At 59.6% G+C, this 18725-nt stretch carries 22 protein-coding genes; 16 read left to right on the top strand and 6 right to left on the bottom strand.

The genetic code is table 11. The features are described 5' to 3' along the window. Nucleotides 1-258: 258 nt before the first annotated feature. The gene (gene rsgA, locus EOK75_RS11405; RefSeq protein ID WP_240793967.1) at nt 259-1407 is read left to right on the top strand and encodes a ribosome small subunit-dependent GTPase A; all 1149 of its coding nucleotides are present in this window, start codon (nt 259-261) and stop codon (nt 1405-1407) included. Here rsgA and EOK75_RS11400 read toward each other — a convergent pair. After that, nucleotides 1404-1832 carry a protein-tyrosine phosphatase family protein gene (locus EOK75_RS11400; RefSeq protein ID WP_137194066.1) on the bottom strand — a complete coding sequence of 143 codons (429 nt, stop codon included), beginning with the start codon at nt 1830-1832 and terminating at the stop codon, nt 1404-1406. The two genes, rsgA and EOK75_RS11400, sit on opposite strands and share 4 nt — an antisense overlap. A 93-nt stretch (nt 1833-1925) precedes the next feature. Here EOK75_RS11400 and EOK75_RS11395 point away from each other — a divergent pair, with 93 nt between their 5' ends. From EOK75_RS11395 to EOK75_RS11380, 4 genes are all read left to right on the top strand, one after another. Further along, nucleotides 1926-3668 carry a DNA polymerase III subunit gamma/tau gene (locus tag EOK75_RS11395; RefSeq protein WP_137194065.1) on the top strand — a complete coding sequence of 581 codons (1743 nt, stop codon included), beginning with the start codon at nt 1926-1928 and terminating at the stop codon, nt 3666-3668. Between the two features lie 54 nt (nt 3669-3722). Beyond that, nucleotides 3723-4067, top strand: coding sequence for a YbaB/EbfC family nucleoid-associated protein (locus EOK75_RS11390; protein ID WP_137194064.1), 345 nt, complete (start codon nt 3723-3725; stop codon nt 4065-4067). A 3-nt stretch (nt 4068-4070) separates the two neighbouring features. Continuing rightward, nucleotides 4071-4670 (top strand): recombination mediator RecR, encoded by a 600-nt coding sequence (gene recR / locus EOK75_RS11385; RefSeq protein ID WP_137194063.1) that lies wholly within the window; start codon nt 4071-4073, stop codon nt 4668-4670. A 359-nt stretch (nt 4671-5029) separates the two neighbouring features. Beyond that, a complete protein-coding gene (locus EOK75_RS11380; RefSeq protein WP_168199215.1) occupies nt 5030-5782 on the top strand; it encodes a LytTR family DNA-binding domain-containing protein in 753 nt (250 codons plus the stop codon). 43 nt (nt 5783-5825) lie between these two features. Here the strand turns inward: EOK75_RS11380 and EOK75_RS11375 are convergent, their stop codons facing one another. After that, entirely contained in the window at nt 5826-6572 is a 747-nt protein-coding gene (locus EOK75_RS11375) for a DUF1013 domain-containing protein (RefSeq protein WP_137194061.1), read from the bottom strand. A 125-nt stretch (nt 6573-6697) separates the two neighbouring features. Here EOK75_RS11375 and EOK75_RS11370 point away from each other — a divergent pair, with 125 nt between their 5' ends. After that, nucleotides 6698-7342, top strand: a complete 645-nt coding sequence (locus tag EOK75_RS11370; RefSeq protein WP_137194060.1) for a ribonuclease T2 family protein — start codon at nt 6698-6700, stop codon at nt 7340-7342. 40 nt (nt 7343-7382) lie between these two features. On the opposite strand, the gene EOK75_RS11365 is transcribed toward EOK75_RS11370, so the two are convergent. Then, entirely contained in the window at nt 7383-8375 is a 993-nt protein-coding gene (locus EOK75_RS11365; RefSeq protein ID WP_137194059.1) for an NAD(P)H-quinone oxidoreductase, read from the bottom strand. Nucleotides 8376-8408: 33 nt separating this feature from the next. After that, nucleotides 8409-9143 (bottom strand): COQ9 family protein, encoded by a 735-nt coding sequence (locus EOK75_RS11360; protein ID WP_137194058.1) that lies wholly within the window; start codon nt 9141-9143, stop codon nt 8409-8411. Nucleotides 9144-9249: 106 nt separating this feature from the next. Between EOK75_RS11360 and rpsU the strand changes: the two genes are divergently transcribed. The 4 genes from rpsU (at nt 9250) to ald (ending at nt 12277) form a co-directional block, all read left to right on the top strand. After that, nucleotides 9250-9456 carry a 30S ribosomal protein S21 gene (gene rpsU, locus EOK75_RS11355; protein ID WP_050523985.1) on the top strand — a complete coding sequence of 69 codons (207 nt, stop codon included), beginning with the start codon at nt 9250-9252 and terminating at the stop codon, nt 9454-9456. 132 nt (nt 9457-9588) lie between these two features. Next, the gene (locus tag EOK75_RS11350; protein ID WP_276612514.1) at nt 9589-10323 is read left to right on the top strand and encodes a phosphatidylserine decarboxylase; all 735 of its coding nucleotides are present in this window, start codon (nt 9589-9591) and stop codon (nt 10321-10323) included. Next, a complete protein-coding gene (gene pssA / locus EOK75_RS11345; protein ID WP_240793966.1) occupies nt 10323-11072 on the top strand; it encodes a CDP-diacylglycerol--serine O-phosphatidyltransferase in 750 nt (249 codons plus the stop codon). The genes EOK75_RS11350 and pssA overlap by 1 nt, the downstream gene beginning before the upstream one ends. 86 nt (nt 11073-11158) lie before the next feature. Beyond that, on the top strand, nt 11159-12277 hold the full coding sequence (gene ald / locus EOK75_RS11340) for an alanine dehydrogenase (protein WP_137194056.1): 1119 nt from the start codon (nt 11159-11161) through the stop codon (nt 12275-12277). 57 nt (nt 12278-12334) lie between these two features. On the opposite strand, the gene mscL is transcribed toward ald, so the two are convergent. Both mscL and EOK75_RS11330 read right to left on the bottom strand, forming a co-directional pair. Continuing rightward, entirely contained in the window at nt 12335-12769 is a 435-nt protein-coding gene (gene mscL, locus EOK75_RS11335; protein ID WP_137194055.1) for a large conductance mechanosensitive channel protein MscL, read from the bottom strand. Nucleotides 12770-12969: 200 nt separating this feature from the next. Further along, nucleotides 12970-13923: an L-threonylcarbamoyladenylate synthase gene (locus tag EOK75_RS11330; protein WP_137194054.1), complete on the bottom strand. Its 954-nt coding sequence runs from the start codon at nt 13921-13923 to the stop codon at nt 12970-12972. Nucleotides 13924-14042: 119 nt separating this feature from the next. On the opposite strand from EOK75_RS11330, the gene EOK75_RS11325 reads away from it, so the two are divergent. The 6 genes from EOK75_RS11325 (at nt 14043) to EOK75_RS11300 (ending at nt 18723) form a co-directional block, all read left to right on the top strand. Next, nucleotides 14043-15755 carry an acyl-CoA dehydrogenase gene (locus tag EOK75_RS11325; protein ID WP_137194053.1) on the top strand — a complete coding sequence of 571 codons (1713 nt, stop codon included), beginning with the start codon at nt 14043-14045 and terminating at the stop codon, nt 15753-15755. A 5-nt stretch (nt 15756-15760) separates the two neighbouring features. Further along, the gene (locus EOK75_RS11320) at nt 15761-16792 is read left to right on the top strand and encodes an MBL fold metallo-hydrolase (protein ID WP_137194381.1); all 1032 of its coding nucleotides are present in this window, start codon (nt 15761-15763) and stop codon (nt 16790-16792) included. Further along, nucleotides 16785-17267 carry a DUF6173 family protein gene (locus EOK75_RS11315; RefSeq protein ID WP_137194052.1) on the top strand — a complete coding sequence of 161 codons (483 nt, stop codon included), beginning with the start codon at nt 16785-16787 and terminating at the stop codon, nt 17265-17267. Before EOK75_RS11320 ends, EOK75_RS11315 begins: the two co-directional genes overlap by 8 nt. Nucleotides 17268-17341: 74 nt before the next feature. Further along, complete coding sequence (locus EOK75_RS11310) at nt 17342-17476, top strand: aa3-type cytochrome c oxidase subunit IV (protein WP_137194051.1); 135 nt, start codon at nt 17342-17344, stop codon at nt 17474-17476. A 51-nt stretch (nt 17477-17527) separates the two neighbouring features. Continuing rightward, nucleotides 17528-18142 carry a hypothetical protein gene (locus EOK75_RS11305; RefSeq protein ID WP_137194380.1) on the top strand — a complete coding sequence of 205 codons (615 nt, stop codon included), beginning with the start codon at nt 17528-17530 and terminating at the stop codon, nt 18140-18142. Then, the gene (locus EOK75_RS11300; RefSeq protein ID WP_137194050.1) at nt 18139-18723 is read left to right on the top strand and encodes a GNAT family N-acetyltransferase; all 585 of its coding nucleotides are present in this window, start codon (nt 18139-18141) and stop codon (nt 18721-18723) included. Before EOK75_RS11305 ends, EOK75_RS11300 begins: the two co-directional genes overlap by 4 nt. The last annotated feature ends 2 nt before the right edge of the window (nt 18724-18725 follow it).

Genomic DNA, 18725 nt, shown 5'->3' with positions numbered 1-18725 from the left:
CTCAGGGAGCTTCTCGACGCGGGATGAGGCGTTTAGCAGTGGAAAGTCAGCCGTTCCCCGGAAATAACGGCTGCTTCGGATCACGTCGTGCATTCGTACCCGATGCGGGGTTGCTTGCGCGATGTAGACATTAGACACTATGTATGTAATAGAATTCGAACTGTGTCTTAACTGCTACAATCACGCCTACAAGACCTGCTACAAACCGACACAAACAAGATCAGTAAGTCATTGATTTTATTTAAATTTCTGGACAAAGTGAGTTGTCCAGCCTCTCACCCTATTCGCGGCCTGCGTGCCGCCGCCAACGGGACGCATATTATTCCCTCTGATAGCATCGACATTCCAACGCTCAAAACCCTCGGCTGGGACGCATATTTCGCGGATCAGCTTACCGAGGAAGACCTTGCACATGTGCCTGCCCGCGTGGCCCAAGTGCACCGCGACCGTCTTGGCGTATTGACCGAGGGCGGCCCATGTGAGGTTGCCTTGCCCAACGGCCACCCCTCGGGCAGTTTTGCCGTGGGCGATTGGGTGCTGATCTCGGCCAGCCAATCGGTCATGCAACGCCGCCTTGAACGGCGGAGCCTGCTGCAACGCCGCGTTCATTCCCGTGCAGGCAGCCGCAATATTGGCGAATACCGCCTGATCGGCGCGAATATCGACACGCTTTTCATCACCACCTCGTGCAACGCCGATTTTAACGTCGCACGGCTGGAACGCTATTTGACACTGGCGCATGATGCGGGGGTGGAGCCGGTGATCTTGCTGACCAAAGCCGATATGGCCGAGGACCCTGTGGCCTATCTGGCACAAGCGCAGGCCTTGGGCGCGGATCTTGCCGTGCTGTTGCTGGATGCCCATGCGCCCGATGTGCCTGAGCTGCTGGCGAAATGGACGGGCGAAGGGCAGACAGTGGCGCTTTCGGGGTCATCTGGTGTGGGCAAAACCACGCTGACCAACGCGTTGACCGGCATGTCCGTCGCCACCCAGGAAATTCGCGAGGATGATGCGCGCGGCCGCCACACCACCACGGCGCGCCATCTTTATTCTTTGCCTACGGGTGGTTGGTTAATCGACACCCCCGGCATTCGGGGGCTTGGCGTCTCGGACGCGGCGACCGGCATCGAGGTGACTTTTGCCGAAATTACCGCCCTTGCCGCCCAATGCAAATTCCGCGATTGCCTGCATGAGCGAGAGCCAGGCTGCGCCGTGCAAGCCGCCATTGTCGCAGGTGAGGTCGACCCAGAACGCCTTGCCCGCTGGCGCAAGCTAAGCGCGGAAGATACGGCCAATACAGCCAGCTCCGGTGCGGCGATGGGCAAGGGTTACGGGATTACCAAACGCTCCAAGGGGCGGGCCTTGGCCAAACAAATCAAGACCGCGCAGAAGCACAAGAAACGCTAGGCCAGCGCCCAAGCCATCTGCGCTTCGGTTTCCACCGCGCAGGGCCGCACGGCGCGCAAGCGGGCCAGCGCATCGGGTTCTCGGGCCTCCTCCATCAGGCGCAGCGCGATCATCCCTGTGCGCCCGCAGCCTGCCCTGCAATGGATGATCACCCGACCGCCTTGCGCCAAAACCCCGTGCAAATCATGCGAAAGGGCTGCCCATTCCCCCATGGAATCCTGCGGCGGCACACAGAAATCGGCAATCGGGAAATGACGCTGTGCAATCGCCGCACCGGCCAAGGCAGCGGCCAGCCCCGCTGGCATCTCCTCCAACAGCGTCAGCACCAGATCGGCGCGCAACGCAGGCACATCAGCGGCCTGCGGGCAGGCACAAAGTCCCAGAACCCCGCCACCCACCGCGATTTCTGCCAGTTCGAACGCCATTCCGCCCCCCGTTTCGCAACCATCCTATTCCGGCGGGTGGACGGGCGGCAAGCGAGTGCTTAGATTGGCGCGCAAGCCATCCAAGGGAATCCCATGTCCGATACAGCCCAGCCCGCCTATCAGGTCCTCGCCCGCAAATACCGGCCCGAGACATTCGCCGATCTGGTCGGGCAGGATGCCATGGTGCGCACGCTCAAGAACGCCTTTGCGGCGGATCGGATCGCACAGGCCTTTATCATGACCGGCATCCGCGGGACGGGCAAAACCACCACGGCGCGAATCATCGCCAAGGGGCTGAACTGCGTCGGCCCCGATGGCACCGGCGGCCCGACGACCGAACCTTGCGGCGTTTGCGACCAATGCAAATCCATCATGGAGGGGCGCCATGTCGATGTGATGGAAATGGATGCGGCGTCACGCACAGGGGTTGATGACATCCGCGAGATTATCGCCTCGGTCGCGTATCGTGCCACCTCAGCCCGCTACAAGATCTATATCATCGACGAAGTTCACATGCTGTCGACAAGTGCTTTCAACGCGCTGCTTAAAACGCTGGAAGAACCGCCTGCCCATGTGAAATTCATCTTTGCCACAACCGAGATCCGCAAGGTTCCGGTGACGGTTCTATCGCGTTGCCAACGCTTTGACCTGAAACGGATTGAGCCGGAAGTGCAAATCGCGCTGCTGCAAAAGATCGCCAAAGGCGAAGGCGCGACGATTTCCGATGATGCTTTGGCGCTGATTACGCGGGCGGCCGAAGGGTCGGCGCGCGATGCGACCTCACTTTTGGATCAATCGATCAGCCACGGCGCGGGGGAAACCACCGCCGATCAGGTGCGCGCCATGTTGGGGCTGGCCGATCGGGGGCGGGTGTTGGACCTGTTTGATATGGTGGTGCGCGGGGATGCCGCCGCCGCCTTGACCGAGCTTGCCAGCCAATATTCCGATGGGGCGGACCCGATGGCGGTGCTGCGCGATCTGGCGGAAATCACCCATTGGCTTTCGGTGATCAAGATCACCCCCGAGGCGGCCGAAGACCCGACCACCCCGCCGGATGAACGCAAGCGTGGCCTCGATATGGCAGGACGTTTGCCGATGCGGGTGCTGACGCGGATGTGGCAAATGCTCCTCAAGGCGCTGGAAGAGGTGGCACTGGCCCCCAACGCGATGATGGCGGCGGAAATGGCCGTGATCCGCCTGACCCATGTGGCCGACCTGCCCGACCCCGAAACCCTGATCCGCAAGCTGCAATCGACCCAACCCGCCCCCACTGGCGGCGCGCCTGCGGGCGGTGGCGGCGGGGCGGTTCATGCGACCACCCGTCTGCATGCACCCGCGATGGGGCCAAGCCACGGCCCCACCATGCAGGGTGGGCAGGCCACGGCGACCGCCCTCGCCCCCAATGCTTTGGCAAACTATGTGACTTTTGCCCATGTCGTCGATCTGATCCGCGATCGGCGCGATATGGCGCTTTTGGTCGAGGTGGAAACCAACCTGCGGCTGGCAAAATACTCTCCGGGACGGATTGAGTTTGAACCCACTCCCGCCGCCCCGCGCGATCTGGCGGCACGGCTTGCGGCACGGCTTCAGGGCTGGACCGGCGCGCGTTGGGCGGTGACGGTCGTCAATACCGGCGGCGGCGCCACCATCGCCGAAGACCAAGACAAAGACCGGATCGTGGCCGAGGCGCAGGCGATGGAGAACCCGCTGGTACAGGCGGTGCTTATGGCCTTTCCCGGCGCTAAAATCAGCGAAATGCGCCAGCCTGAACTGGAAGCCGCCTTTGAGGCCTTGCCAGAGGTCGAAGATGAATGGGACCCCTTTGAAGAGGGTTGAAGCCGCAGGCCGCGCACCTTAGGTCAAAGAAAACCGGTAATGGGAGAATATGCGATGCTGAAAGGTCTAGGCGGGCTTGGCGATATGGCCAAGATGATGAAAACCGCGCAGGAAATGCAAGGCAAGATGGCCGAAATGCAAGAGTCGCTGGAACGGATCACCGTGACCGGCGAAAGCGGCGCTGGCCTTGTGCAGGCACGCGCGACGGCCAAGGGGGAACTGACGGGGCTGGATATTGACCCGTCGATCTTTGTCGCCTCGGAAAAAGAGGTGGTCGAGGACCTGATCCTTGCCGCGATCAAAGACGCCCAAGGCAAGGCGAGCGAGCGGGCGCAGGCGGAAATGGGCAAGCTGACCGAAGGTCTGGGCCTTCCGCCCGGTATGAAGCTGCCGTTTTGATCCATGGCGCAGGCCCCCAAAGAGATTGAGCAGCTTATCGACCTGATGGCGCGTCTGCCGGGGCTTGGCCCCCGGTCGGCGCGCCGTGCGGTTTTAATGCTGCTCAAAAAGCGCGTGCAAGTGATGGCCCCTTTGGCGCGGGTCATGGCAAGCGTGGCCGAGAATGCGCGCGACTGCCAGATTTGCGGCAACATCAGCGGCGCCGAGGTTTGCACCATTTGCAGCGACGACCGCCGCGCCACCGGCGAGATTTGCGTGATCGAAGATGTCGCCGATCTTTGGGCGATGGAACGCGGGCAGGTCTTTAAGGGTCGCTATCACATTTTGGGCGGCACTCTTTCGGCGCTTGATGCCATCGGGCCGGATGATCTGCGCATCCCCGCGCTTGTGGCACGGGTCAAGGATGAGGGCACCCGCGAGGTGATCCTCGCGCTGAATGCAACCGTAGACGGCCAGACCACCGCACATTACATCGCCGAAGCGCTGGAGGGCAGCGGGGTTTCCATTACTTCTCTCGCCCAAGGGGTGCCCATCGGCGGAGAGCTTGATTATCTTGATGACGGCACGATCGGCGCGGCATTGCGCGCACGGCGGCAGTTCTAAAAGCTGGTCACCGCGCAAAAATAGTTGGCATTTCAGGATTAATCCCAGCCTGCCCCTGATCGGGCTCGGGCATCAGGGCGTCTATGCAGTCCATAAAACTGGACAAGCAAGAAAATTACCTTCAAGAATAATATTCATGCCGCATGTTGAATGAATTGGGCCGGCATTCGCAAACAAAAACTCATCACGGGCAAATATGCCCCCCGGCCCTGCGAAAGACTAACGCGAGTGTCTGATAAAATCATTAATTTTGGTATGAAATGCACATCCTATTCTTGAATGGTAACGAGTTTAGGGGCACGGGGCACGACCTGAGGCGTGCTTTGTGGCACCCCCTTTTTATTGCCCAGGCATTGGGCATGACAGCAATCATTTTTATTCTGCGGCCCTATGATCCGTTCATGCCCGAAGACGTCATCGTCCGGAAACTGATCATTGTAAGCAGTGTAATTGTGTTTCTGGCGGTACTGGTTGTACTATTTTTGCAATCCAACCAATGGCGGATCTTTCGGCGGACCTTGCCGGTGATTATTATCGCGGTGCTCATAGCGTCGGTCTGGGGCGTCAGCATAAGTTCACTGGCGGGCGGGCATTTTCTTGGTCCGTTGGAGTGGCTGCAGCTGCTGGCGTTCAACACTGTTTTCACCACCCTGGGCGAGATCTTTCTGGCAAGTTTTCTGCTCAAGGCCATCGTGCGCGATACCGGCATGGTGGCCCTTCCCATTGCTGCCCAACCACCAGCCGAACCATCAACCGCAACGCCCGAGGAACCGGTCGAATGCCCCGCGTGGCTGGAAATCTTGGGCAACCGGCTAAAGGCAGATGACATCTGGCATCTGAAAGCAGAGGAACATTATGTCGCCATCCACCTGCGGGACGGGCAATCGCTTTTGGCGCGCGGAAGGTTGGTGGATGCCATTGCCCAGCTGCCCGAAAATTGCGGAATGCAGGTGCATCGCAGCCATTGGATCGCAGCAGAGGCTTTGGCAGCTTTGCACCGTCATCGAAGCGGCTGGCGGCTGGACCTACACAATGGACACGACGTTCCGGTGGCCCGTAACCGTCAGGCAAATGTCCGACCTTGGGCCGAGGCCATTTTGCAAAGCGCATAAAAAAAAGCACCCCGAAGGGTGCTTTTCCAAGGATCTAAGGCCCTTATTTATTCTCGTCATCATCCTCGGCGTCATCCGCATCGGGAAGGTTGAAGAAGCTGTCGGCATCGGAATAATCCGTTTTCTTTTCTTCCTTCTCCGACATGGAGAAGTTTTCAAGCCCCGCCATCGAGGAAGGCATTTTCGGCTCATCCGGCATGCCGAGCGATTGCTCGGTCGAGACCAGCTTGCGACGCTCGTCATCGGTCATAACGCTGCCTTCAGCAGCTTTTTTGCGCACGGCAACCTGAACAGCCGCATCAAGTTCGGTCTGTTTGCACAGGCCAAGCGCCACCGGATCAATCGGCGTGATGTTGTTGATGTTCCAATGCGTCCGCTCGCGGATCGCCTGGATCGTCGGCTTGGTGGTGCCGACCAGCTTGCCCACTTGGCCGTCGGTCAGCTCGGGATGAAACTTCACCAGCCACAAGATAGAGGCCGGACGGTCCTGCCGTTTGGACAGCGGCGTATAACGCGGACCGCGACGCTTTTCCTCACCAACAGCCGAGGCGTTGAATTTCAGTTTCAGGCGGTAAGCCGCATCGGCCTGCCCCTTTTCAATCTCGCCCGGCTCCAACTGGTTGTTGCCAACGGGATCAAATCCTTTGACGCCAATGGCCACATCGCCATCGGCAATGCCTTGCACTTCAAGCTCGTGCAATCCGCAAAAATCCGCAACCTGTTTGAAGGTCAGGGTCGTGTTGTCCACCAGCCACACGGCGGTTGCTTTGGACATCAGTGGCTTGTTCATTGCAACACTCCTTTACAATTCCCTCCCATGCCGAGAAAACGGCTGCGGGCCGAGGCCGCGCGTCTTCTCGTTTTCGGGGAAGTCATAGTGCGTATAATAGGCCATGCAGTCAGAGGAAAGAGAAAATGCGTGTTTTTGCAGCGTTGATTGGTATTGTGATGGCTTTTTCGGGGGGCATGGCACGGGCGGATGGCGAAAAAGCCGGAGATTTCGACTATTATGTGATGGCGCTAAGCTGGTCATCGAATTGGTGTGCCTTGCAAGGCGATGCCCGCGGCGAGGATCAATGCCTGCCCGGAAAAGGTCTGACCTTCACCTTGCACGGGCTTTGGCCGCAATATGAAAGCGGCTGGCCGTCGTATTGCCGGACCACGGCACAGGACCCTTCGCGGGGCCAATCAGCCGAAATGGCCGATATCATGGGCGGGGCCGGACTTGCGTGGTATCAGTGGAAAAAGCACGGGCGTTGCGCGGGGCTTTCGGCGACGGATTATTTCGCAACCGCGCGCAAGGCGTTCAATTCGGTGCAAGAACCGGATGTCTTTGCCAAGATCAACAAGACCTTGGAAGTGCCCGCCGCCGTTATCGAGGAGGCGTTTCTTGCCGCCAATCCCGCATTGGAAAAGGACATGATCACCGTGACCTGCCGCGCGGGGATGATCCAAGAAGTCCGCCTGTGCCTAACCAAAGATTTGGAGCCGCGCCGTTGTGGCACGGATACCATCCGCGACTGCACCTTGAAAGACGCGGTTTTAAGCTCGGTACGCTAATGCATTGGCCGCGCCTCCTGAGGCACGGCCAAGAACTGCGCTAAGGCGCTACTTTCAAAACGATTTTGCCAATATGGCCGGGCGCTTCAATCCGCCAATGGGCCGCGGGGGCCTGATCAAGCGGATACTCGCTGTCCATCACCGGCTTGAAGGCACCCCGGGCAATCATGGGCCAGACGTGCTGTTCCACCTTTGCCGCGATCCGGGCCTTGGCAAGGTCGGATTGCGGACGCAGCGTGGAGCCGGTGATCGTAAGGCGGCGCATCATCACCTCGGCAAAGTTAAGCTCCACCTTCGCGCCGGACAGGAAGGCGATCTGCACAAGGCGACCGTCATCGGCAAGGCTGCGAACATTGCGCGGCAAATAAGGACCGCCAACCATATCAAGGATCAGATCAGCACCGCCGACCGATTTCATCGCGGCGGCGAAATCACCTTCTTGGTAGTTAATCGCCTGCTCTGCCCCCAATTCCGTACAAATAGAGCATTTCTTGTCCGATCCGGCGGTGGCGAAGACCCGCGCGCCCAGTGCCTTGGCGATCTGGATCGCGGTGGTGCCGATGCCCGAGGTGCCGCCATGTACAAGGAACCGCTCTCCCGCTTTCAAGCCGCCGCGCATGACCATGTTTGACCAAACGGTAAAGCAGGTCTCGGGCAGGCAAGCAGCCTCCCGCAGGGACATGCCCTCGGGGATTGGCAGGGCGTGATCGGCCGCCGTCAGCGCGTATTCGGCATAGCCGCCGCCGGGCAGCAGGGCGCAAACCGCATCCCCCACCTTCCAGCGCGTCACGCCCGATCCGACAGCCGCCACATGGCCCGATGCCTCCAACCCCGGCAGAGGCGAGGCATTGGGCGGCGGGTTATAGGCCCCTGAACGCTGCAATGCATCGGGGCGGTTCACACCGGCATAGGCCACACGGATCAAGATCTGCCCATGCCCCGGCAGCGGCACAGGAACAGAACAGGGGGCAAGCACATCGGGCCCCCCTGCTTGCGTAATTTCAATCGCTAGCATCGCGTCGGGAACGTTCATATCACCTCACTTCTTATTCAGGGTCGGGATTTCTTAGGACCGGAACTTGCCCGGAAGATCATCAGATGCTTTTGGCGCATCGGGCATCTTGAACCTTTCCATAGCATTCACAACGCCGGAAAATGGCCCCGATTTCAAGAATTTGGACATGGGGTTATCGCGCAGCCCCGCTTTCATCTTTTCAATCTGCATGACATTGCCGATACGCCGGTCAAGGAATTCCCACGTGGCGCTGTGGTCAAGGCTGTCGTCCCCCAACCAGAACAGCACCGTCGATGCGTAAACCCCCGAAAGGGTGGCGCGTTTGCTGTACCAGTTGAAATCCGTGCTGCTATCGCCCAACGCGCGCCAGATCGCATCCGAGGTGCCCCAGATCGCCTTGGCCCCTTCGGTCGCGTTTTGCGGCAAGGCAAACAGCGTGGTGCCACGACGCACCAGTTCTTTGTCCTCTACCAGCTCCAGCCTGGTGCGCACCGCAAGCGCCACGCGGTCGGAATAGCGATGCTGCGTCAGGTCCATCGCCGCCAGCCGCGCCAACATTTCGGCATCTCCCTGCCAGTGAAAGGCCAGCGCAAGATCAATTCCGCCGCGCGGGAACAGCGCACGCGCCAATCCCTCGGCCACATCCGAATCAGCAATGGCCGCGCAAAACGTGGTTTCGGACCAGCCGTCAAACGGCACATGCGCGAGGGCCGCGTCCAAAATCGCCTGTTTTGCCCGCTCTACCCCGTTGTCATCAGGGTTTTTCGTGGTTTGCGCCTCTGTCATCCGTGCCTCCGACCGTTGCAATAGTAGACAAGCCCATTTTGCATCGTTATACGACCCAAGCCTGCACATCCGTGCAAATTTAACCTAGAAAGGTGGTGAAAACCACATGCAGGTCAGCGTCCGCGACAATAACGTCGAACAGGCCCTTCGGGCCCTCAAGAAAAAGCTCCAGCGCGAAGGCGTGTTCCGCGAAATGAAGCTCAAGCAGCATTTCGAGAAACCCTCCGTCAAAAAAGCCCGTGAGCAAGCAGAAGCTATCCGACGTGCGCGCAAGCTCGCACGTAAGAAGCTCCAGCGCGAGAACGGGTTGTAAAACCCGACTTCGACGTTAGCGAATTCTGGCGGGGCAACCCGCTTTGTTGATCAACCCCCTTGCGCAAGCCGGGGGGTTTTTCTTTGGGCAACCGCGCGCCATTGTTTCGGCCCCGGTTTTGTGTAAAACCTTATGGTTACTTCTGCATTCACAAAGGCTGCCCCTTCTATGTCCGCAAGTATGATGTCCACCGTTATCAAGCCGATTCACCGTGAGGGCTGGCGCTTTATCCCGATCTTTGCCGTTGTGGCGCTGGTCCTGTTTTTCGTGTGGGAGCCGCTTGGCTGGATCGGGGTTGGCCTTACGGTTTGGTGCTATTACTTTTTCCGCGACCCGATGCGTGTGACGCCCGAACGCGAAGGCCTGATCATCAGCCCCGCCGATGGCGTGATTTCCCTGCTGGAACCCGCCGTCCCGCCAGAGGAGCTGGGGCTGGGCCCGGATGCGATGATGCGGGTGTCGGTCTTTATGAATGTTTTCAACTGCCATGTGAACCGCCTGCCGATTGCCGGCGAGATCACCAAAATTTCCTACCGGCCCGGTAAGTTCCTCAATGCCTCGCTTGATAAAGCCAGCGTGGATAATGAGCGTAATTCGCTGGTTGTGCGCATGGAGGACGGGCGCGATCTGGCAGTGGTGCAAATCGCAGGGTTGGTAGCTAGGCGGATTGTTTGCGAGGTCCCCGAGGGCGCGCGCCTGCAAACTGGCGAGCGTTTCGGCATGATCCGCTTTGGCTCCCGTCTGGATGTCTATTTGCCCGAAGGGGTGCAGCCGCTGGTCTCTTTGGGGCAAACCATGGTCGCGGGGGAAACTGTCTTGGCTGATATCACCTCGGCCGAGCCTGCGCGCACAGGACGGACACGATAATGAAAGAGCCACTGCACAAACGCGAGAGCCTGTCTCTGATCCTATTGTTGCCCAATATGGTGACAATTCTGGGGCTTTGTGCGGGGCTTACCTCTATCCGCTATGTGCTGGTGGGGCGTTATGACATTGCCGCAGCGCTTATAATCTTTGCCGCGGTGATCGACGGACTGGACGGCTTGCTGGCACGGCGACTGAATGCGGCAAGCGATATTGGCGGAGAGTTGGACAGCCTGTCCGATTTCCTATGCTTTGGCGTTGCCCCCGGCATTTTGGTATTTCAATTCGCCCTCAGCCGCGATTTCGTGACCGGCTGGATGTTTGTGTTGATCTATGTGTGTTGCGCCTGTTTGCGGCTGGCACGGTTCAACGTTTCGCGCGATGAAACGCCACCCGTGGGCAAGCCGCATTTCGTCGGCGTCCCTGCGCCGGCCGGTGCGATGCTGGCGCTGTTTCCGCTGTTCCTGACACAGCAAAACGTTCTGGATGCCCGCAGCTACCCGGAAGTGTTCGGCATCTGGATCGTACTGGTTGCTTGGCTGATGATCAGCAAGGTTCCGACGCTGTCCTCCAAGGCGATCCGGGTAAAGCGCGAATGGCAGGTTGTGGTCTTGCTGGCGGCGGCGGTGGTTGTGGGGCTGATGGTCACGCGGTTTTGGTTGCTGCTGGTGCTGCTGGATTTGGCCTATGCCACAATTACGCTGGTCGCTGTGATCCGCCATTTCCGCAAACCGAAGGCCCTGCGCGGCTAAGGATAAATCGACCAGCCCCTGCCGGAAAGCATGGAATTTAACTCCGTCCCGCGCAATACTCCCCATACATCAAAGGGAGATCTGGCATGCAAATCGGCTGTCCAAAGGAAATTAAACCGCAAGAGTACCGTGTCGGACTAACACCCGCCGCCGTGCGAGAGGCAATCGCACATGGCCATCAGGTCATGGTGGAAACCGATGCCGGCACGGGCGCGGGTTTCACCGATGCCGATTATATCGCGGCAGGGGCCACCATCGCCACCAGTGCCGCAGAGGTCTTTTCCAACGCGGAAATGATCGTGAAGGTAAAGGAACCACAAGCCGTAGAACGCGCCCGCCTGCGCAAGGGCCAAGTGTTGTTCACCTATCTGCATCTTGCCCCCGACCGCCCGCAGACCGAGGACTTGCTAAAATCCGGCGTGACCGCGATTGCCTATGAAACCGTGACCGACGCCCGCGGCGGCCTGCCCCTGCTGGCACCGATGTCAGAGGTGGCGGGCAGGCTTGCGCCACAAGTGGGCGCTTGGGCCTTGCAAAAGGCCAATGGCGGGCGCGGGATTTTGTTGGGCGGAGTTCCGGGGGTTTTGCCGGGCAATGTCGTGGTTATCGGCGGCGGGGTGGTTGGCACTGCGGCGGCGCGGGTGGCGATTGGCATGGGGGCCAATGTGACCGTGCTGGATAAATCACTGCCCCGGCTTAGCTGGCTGGACGATCTCTGGCAGGGGCGTTTGATGACGCAATATGCCTCGGCCGCGAATACCGCAGAGCTGTTGAAAACCGCTGATATTGTCATCGGGGCGGTGCTGGTACCGGGGGCGGCAGCGCCCAAGCTGGTCAGCCGTGCGCAGCTTGCCAGCATGAAGCCCGGCGCGGTGCTGGTCGATGTGGCAATTGATCAGGGCGGATGTTTCGAGACCTCACATGCCACCACCCACCAAGACCCGATCTATGAGGTGGACGGCATTATACATTACTGCGTGGCCAATATGCCGGGGGCTGTGGCGCGCACGGCAACGCTTGCCTTGGGCAATGCGACAATGCCCTTCATGCTGGCACTTGCGGATAAGGGCTGGAAAGAGGCCTGCAGGCAGGACCCGCATTTGCTGGCGGGGCTGAACACCCATCAAGGGCATATCACCTATCCGGCCGTGGGCGAGGCTTTGGGCCTGCCCTCCATCACGGGCGCAGAGGCGCTGGACCTCTGACAAAACAAAACGGCCCGCCGGGTTTTCCCGCCGGGCCGCCCGTCTCAGATCACAATCTTAGGCGCGGCTGCGCAGCAAATCGCGGATGTCCGACAACAGCTCTTCTTGGGTCGGGCCTGCGGGCGCACCGGGTACAGCCTCTTCTTCCTTAACAGCCGCATCTTTCACGCGGTTGACCATTTTCACCAGCATGAACACCACAAAAGCGATGATTAGGAAGTTGATGATTGCCATGATGAAGGACCCATAGGCAAACACAGCAGCGCCGCTTTCACGAGCCGCTTCCAGACCGGTTCCCGGCGCGACTTCGCCGCCCAGCACCACATACATGTTCGAGAAATCAATCCCGCCAATCACAAGGCCAATGATCGGATTGATCAGATCGCCGACCAGCGACGAAACGATTGCCGTGAACGCCGCGCCGATAATGATGCCGACGGCCATATCCATCACGTTGCCTTTGGCGATGAAATCTTTGAATTCCTGGATCATATTCTGTCCCTTTTCTTATTTACGGCCGGTTCTGGCCTTTTAAGTCCCGCTCACAAAAACGCTATGCCACATAACAAAACCTTTTAAGAAGCGAAAAAGAACTTGTTTCGGCAGAGTGGCAATAATCTGCAATAAGACGTAGTATCCCAGTTTGAGCCTTGAAAAAAGGCCCAATCCTTGTCCCGTAACGTCAACCATACCTAAGGGCGAGGCGCTGCCGCCCGCCGCAACCTGTCATTGATCGCGCGCCCAAGACCGACCTCTGGCACCGGCGCAAAAGCGATGCTACCGCCTGCGCGGCTGTCGGCCTCTCGCAAGATGTGAAACAGGTTTGCCGCCGCCTCAACCAGATCCCCCGAGGGGGAAAGCGACATCTGTGCCCCCGCACATTGCGGGCCAAACCCAACCCAAAGCTCGTCTTTGGCGGGGGTGGTCACATTCAGCCGCACAGCGGCCTCGGGGGCGTAATGCGATGCCAGCTGCCCCGGCGCGCTGGGTTTATGCGCATTGCCGCCCGTGGTCAAAGGGGTGCCCAAAGCCGCCTCCAACGCCTCGGCAGCAAGGCCACCGGGGCGCAGCAGAACGGGTCCGTCCACCAGCCCCAGAATCGTGCTTTCCACGCCCACAGCACAGGCGCCTGCATCCAGAACCGCCTCGATCCTACCCGACAATCCCGCCATGACATGCGCCGCACGGGTCGGCGACACCCGCCCCGAAGGGTTGGCCGAAGGCGCGGCAAGCGGCCCACCAAAAGCGCGCAACAAGGCACAGGCAACGGGATGTGCCGGCACGCGGATCGCCACGCTGTCCAGTCCCGCCGTCACCAAGGGCGACAGACCGGACCCTTCCACCAAGGGCAGCACCAGCGTCAACGGGCCGGGCCAGAACTCCGCCGCTATTGCCTTGGCCTGATCGGAAAACACCGCATAGGCTTGCGCGCTTTGCCAATCGGGCAGATGCACGATCAACGGGTTAAAATGCGGCCTGCCCTTGGCCTCGAATATGCGGGCGACGGCGCGATCATTGCGCGCATCCCCTCCCAATCCATAAACCGTTTCCGTCGCAAAGCCGACCAACCCGCCCGCCCGCAAAATTCCGGCGGCGGCGGCGATGTCGTCAGCTGTTGTGCCAAAACTTTGGGTTGTTATTTGCATGGTGACGTAGCGTTGACCTTGTCGGCGCGGGTGGCGCGGTTAAATCGGGACTTGACCCGACATACTTGTGCAATACTCTTTTGCCAAGCCAGACCGGACCATTGCCGCAGGAGAGTTTGATGCCCTACAACGCCCCCTTGACCGAATATCGGTTCTTGCTGGATCATATCGTCGGCTTCGATCAGGTTGCCGCCACCCAGACCTATGCCGATGCAAGCCCTGACACCGTAGAGGCCATCCTGTCCGAGGCGGCAAAACTGGCGCAAACCGTGCTGGCCCCCTTGCAGCGCGCCGGCGACCTGCACCCTGCCAAGCTGGAAAGCGGTGTGGTGCGCACGTCGCCAGGTTTTGCCGAAGGCTACCGCGCGATTGTGGATGGCGGCTGGGTCAGCATCGCGGCCAACCCCGAATTTGGCGGCATGGGCCTGCCGATGACACTGACCACCGCGGTGAATGAGATGATGGGCTCCGCCTGTCTGTCGTTGCAGTTGAACCCCCTGATGACCCAAGGCCAGATCGAGGCGCTGGAGCATCACGCCAGCGATGAGATCAAGGCGCTTTATATCCCCAAGCTGATTTCCGGCGAATGGTGCGGCACCATGAACCTGACAGAGGCGCAGGCCGGATCGGATGTCGGTGCATTGCGCAGCAAGGCCGAACCCAATGGCGACGGCACCTATGCGGTCACGGGGCAAAAGATCTACATCAGCTGGGGCGACAACGATTTTGCCGAAAACATCTGCCATCTTGTGCTGGCACGGCTACCGGGTGGTGCAGAGGGCACCAAGGGGATCAGCCTGTTTCTGGTTCCGAAATTCATTCCCGATGCCCAAGGCAACGCCGGCGCGACCAACAGCCTGTCCGTGGTCAGTCTGGAACACAAAATGGGCCTGCACGGATCACCCACTGCCATCATGCAATATGACGGCGCGACCGGCTGGCTAATCGGGGAACCGCATAAAGGTATGGCGGCGATGTTCACGATGATGAACAACGCGCGTTTGGGCGTGGGGGTGCAAGGCATTTCCGTGGCCGAGGGTGCGTATCAACATGCGCTCGCCTATGCGATGGAACGCAAGCAGGGCAAAACGCCAACGGCGGGCAATGACGCCATTTCGGGCCATGCTGATGTGCGCCGGATGCTGACCACGATGAAGGCCGAGGTGTTTTCCGCCCGTGCTATTGCATTGGCCTGTGCCGTGGCGATTGATATGGCCAAGGCAACCGGATCCCCCGAATGGAAGGCCCGCGCGGCCCTACTGACCCCGATCACCAAGGCCTTCGGCACCGATACCGGCATCGCCGTGGCCGATATGGGCATTCAAGTCCATGGCGGCATGGGCTTTATCGAGGAAACCGGCGCGGCGCAGTATCTGCGCGATGTGCGCGTCACGGCGATTTATGAGGGCACCAACGGCATTCAGGCGATGGATCTGGTGGGCCGCAAAATGATGGACAAGGGCGAGGCCGCCTTTCGCCTGATCGAGGAAATCGAGACCAACGCCCACGGCGTGCGCGCGCAATACCCCAATATGGCCACCGCCGTCTGGGATGCGGCCGAAAGCCTGCGCGAGGCCACCGAAGGCCTGATCTCCCAAGAGATGAACGACCGCTTTGCCGGTGCTGTAGCCTATCAACAGGCCTTTGCCCGGGTTTTGGGCAGCCATTACCACCTTTGCGCCGCGATGGCCGAAGGCAAGGACGGGCCGCGCACCGCATTGGCGCGGGTCGCGATCAAACGGCTGTTGCCGCAGCATAAGGCCCTTCTGGCGCAAGTCTCCCTTGGGGCAGAGGAGCTTTATGCCCTGTCGGATGCGGATCTGTTGGCATGAATGTCATGACCGGCGGCATCCGCTATCCGTTCGAGGTGCCACCAGCAGAGGGCGAGGCGCTGGAGGTTGCCGAGGGTGTACTTTGGATGCGCCTGCCTTTGCCGATGGCGCTGGATCATGTGAATGTCTTTGCACTGGATGAGGGCGACGGCTGGACCGTCATCGACACTGGCTTTGACAGCAAACGCGCCCGTGGGATCTGGACGCGTCTGCTTGCCGGTCCGCTGGCGGGCAAACCCGTAAAGCGCATCGTGGTGACCCATTACCACCCCGACCATGTCGGGCTTGCAGGCTGGTTTCAGGCCCAAGGCGCCGAGCTGCTGACGACCCGCACCTCATGGCTTTATGCGCGGATGCTTTGCCTTGACGAACAGGCCGCTCCCCTGCCCGAGCAGCTTGCGTTTTGGCGCGCGTCGGGCATGCCCCCTGCCCTTTTGGCACAGCGCGAAAAGGAACGGCCCTTCAACTTTTCGGATGTAGTGGCCCCCCTGCCCGTCGGCTTTACCCGCCTGCAAGAGGGCCAGGAAATTACCCTTGGTGGTCGGCGCTGGCGCATCCATACGGGCGATGGCCACGCGCCTGAACATGCAACTTTTTGGTCACTGGACGATCATCTGATACTTGGCGGTGATCAGCTTCTGCCGTCAATATCCGCCAATATCGGCGTCTACCCGACCGAGCCGGACGCCGACCCTTTGGCCGAATGGCTGACCAGCTGCGCACGGTTCCAGCCGATGGCACGCCACAGCCACATGGTGCTGCCCGGTCACAAACTGCCCTTTACCGGCTTGCCCCTGCGCCTGCACCAAATGGTGGAAAACCACATCGGCGCACTCAATCGTTTGCGCAAACACCTCACAGCACCCCACACAGCGGCGCAATGTTTCTTGCCTGTGTTTAAACGTGAAATTACCGGTGATGCTTATGGCATGGCATTGGTAGAGGCCGTCGCACACCTCAACCACCTCTTGCATCGCGGAGAGGTTTCCCGGACGATGGGGGAAGATGGAGCTTGGCAATGGGTGATGAATGACTGAAGAAATTATGACCGCTGCCGAAGCGATGGAAGCCAGCGCAATGCCACGCGCCCGCGTTGTCCATTGTGACGACAAGGCCCGCGCAACGCCGGAACAGCTGCCCCTGCCAAAAGCCGTGGCGAAAAAGCCCGTGGGCGACAAAAGCCCTGCTGAATGGGCCTATGAGCGGGTTATCCTTTACCTCAAGAACTTCGAGGAACAGCTCGATAAGGACCACGAGGTGGCGATGGGCTTTACCGGCAGCTCTGCCGGGGTGTTGCGTATCGAAGGGTTGGGCTATTTCGACCCCGACATCATCACCTTTTACGGCGCTGATGAGACCGGCACGCGGATGCAGCTTATCCAGAATGTCGCCCAGCTTAACGTCGCCTTGCGCGCCATTTCCAAAAAGACGCCCGAGGAAGAACCCGCCCGCCGCATCGGCTTTCGTCTGGCGCAGGATTTGGGCGAAGACGAAGAAACATCCGACAATTAGCCCTCCATCCCCCCGTGACAGCGTGGGAATATTGGGCTAAAGCCAAAGCAAGATTATGTTAGGGAGAGTCAGCAATGAGCGAATACAAACACGGCAGCATGGACACCAAGGTTCAGGAAAAAACCTTTGACGGCTTTTTGCGGTTGGTCTCTTGGGGGGCCGGTATCTCTATCGGTGTGCTTATCTTTTTGGCGCTGGCCAACGGCTGATCGTAAAAACAAACGATGCGGCGCGCGGATGTTGCGCCCAAAGGGGTGAACATGCGCCGTATTCTACTCAGTCTTCTTGCTGTGCTGTTTGTTGCCGCTTGCGGAACCGCAGAGCCGAAATGGGCCTCGGATGAGGCGGTGGCGCAGGCGCGCTATGTCCACGGTGGCCCGCCCTCCATCACGCTATTTACGGTGCTGGCAACGCGGGACGGTTCCGGCGCGCATGCGGGCTTGTTGATCAACGGATCGCAGCGGGTGATGTTTGATCCCGCCGGCACATGGCACCACCCTAACCTGCCCGAGCGCAACGATGTGCATTTTGGCATGACACCACTTATGGTGGATTACTACATCGACTACCACGCCCGCGAAACCTATGATGTTGTTGAACAAACCATCATCGTGTCGCCTCAGGTAGCCGAAATTGCGATGCGGCGCGCCATGGAATATGGCGCAGTGCCAAAGGCGCAATGCACGGTTGCGATCTCGTCCATTCTGCGCGGTGTTCCGGGGTTTGAGAGGATGCCAAACACATGGTATCCAAAGAACCTGATGAAGGATTTTGGCAAGCTTCCGGGCGTAAAAAGCCGCACCTATACCGATACCGACACCAACGATAATCACGGCGTCCTATTGGTGCAAGCCGGTGATCCCCGCCTGAAATGAGTGTGACCCTCTGCCACGGCCTGCCGGACCATTTGCGTGATCAGGCCGCGGAGTTATATTGGGATGCCTTCGGCAGCAAGCTTGGGCGGGTCATGGGGCCACGGCATAAGGCAATCGCATTCCTGTTGAAATCAATGCGCGCGGATCATGCCATTTGCGCCCTTTCGCAAAGCGGTGCATTGCTGGGGCTTGTCGCGTTCAAATCCCATATCGCATCATTTGCGGGCGGTGGTGCGGCAGAAATGCGCGCCGTTTACGGCCTTTTCGGTGCGTTTTGGCGGATGGGCCTGATGTCCCTATTGGAACGCGATGTCGAGAATGAGCGATTCTTGCTGGATGGGATTTGCGTGGTGACCGCTGCACGAGGCCAAGGGATTGGCACCCAACTGTTGATCGCGATTTGCGATAAGGCACGCGCGCAAAACTATCCGGCTGTGCGGCTGGATGTGATCGACCGCAACCCCCGCGCGCGCGCTCTTTATGAGCGGTTCGGCTTTGTGGCCGAACAGACGGACCAGCTTGGCCCGCTGCGCTATATCTTCGGCTTTGCTGCGTCCACCTCGATGATCAAACAGGTATAGGC

This window comes from Pseudorhodobacter turbinis, assembly GCF_005234135.1.
GTDB classification, from domain to species: Bacteria; Pseudomonadota; Alphaproteobacteria; order Rhodobacterales; family Rhodobacteraceae; genus Pseudorhodobacter; species Pseudorhodobacter turbinis.
Note: the sequence above shows the minus strand (reverse complement) of the source record. Positions and strands in the feature narration are given on the sequence as shown.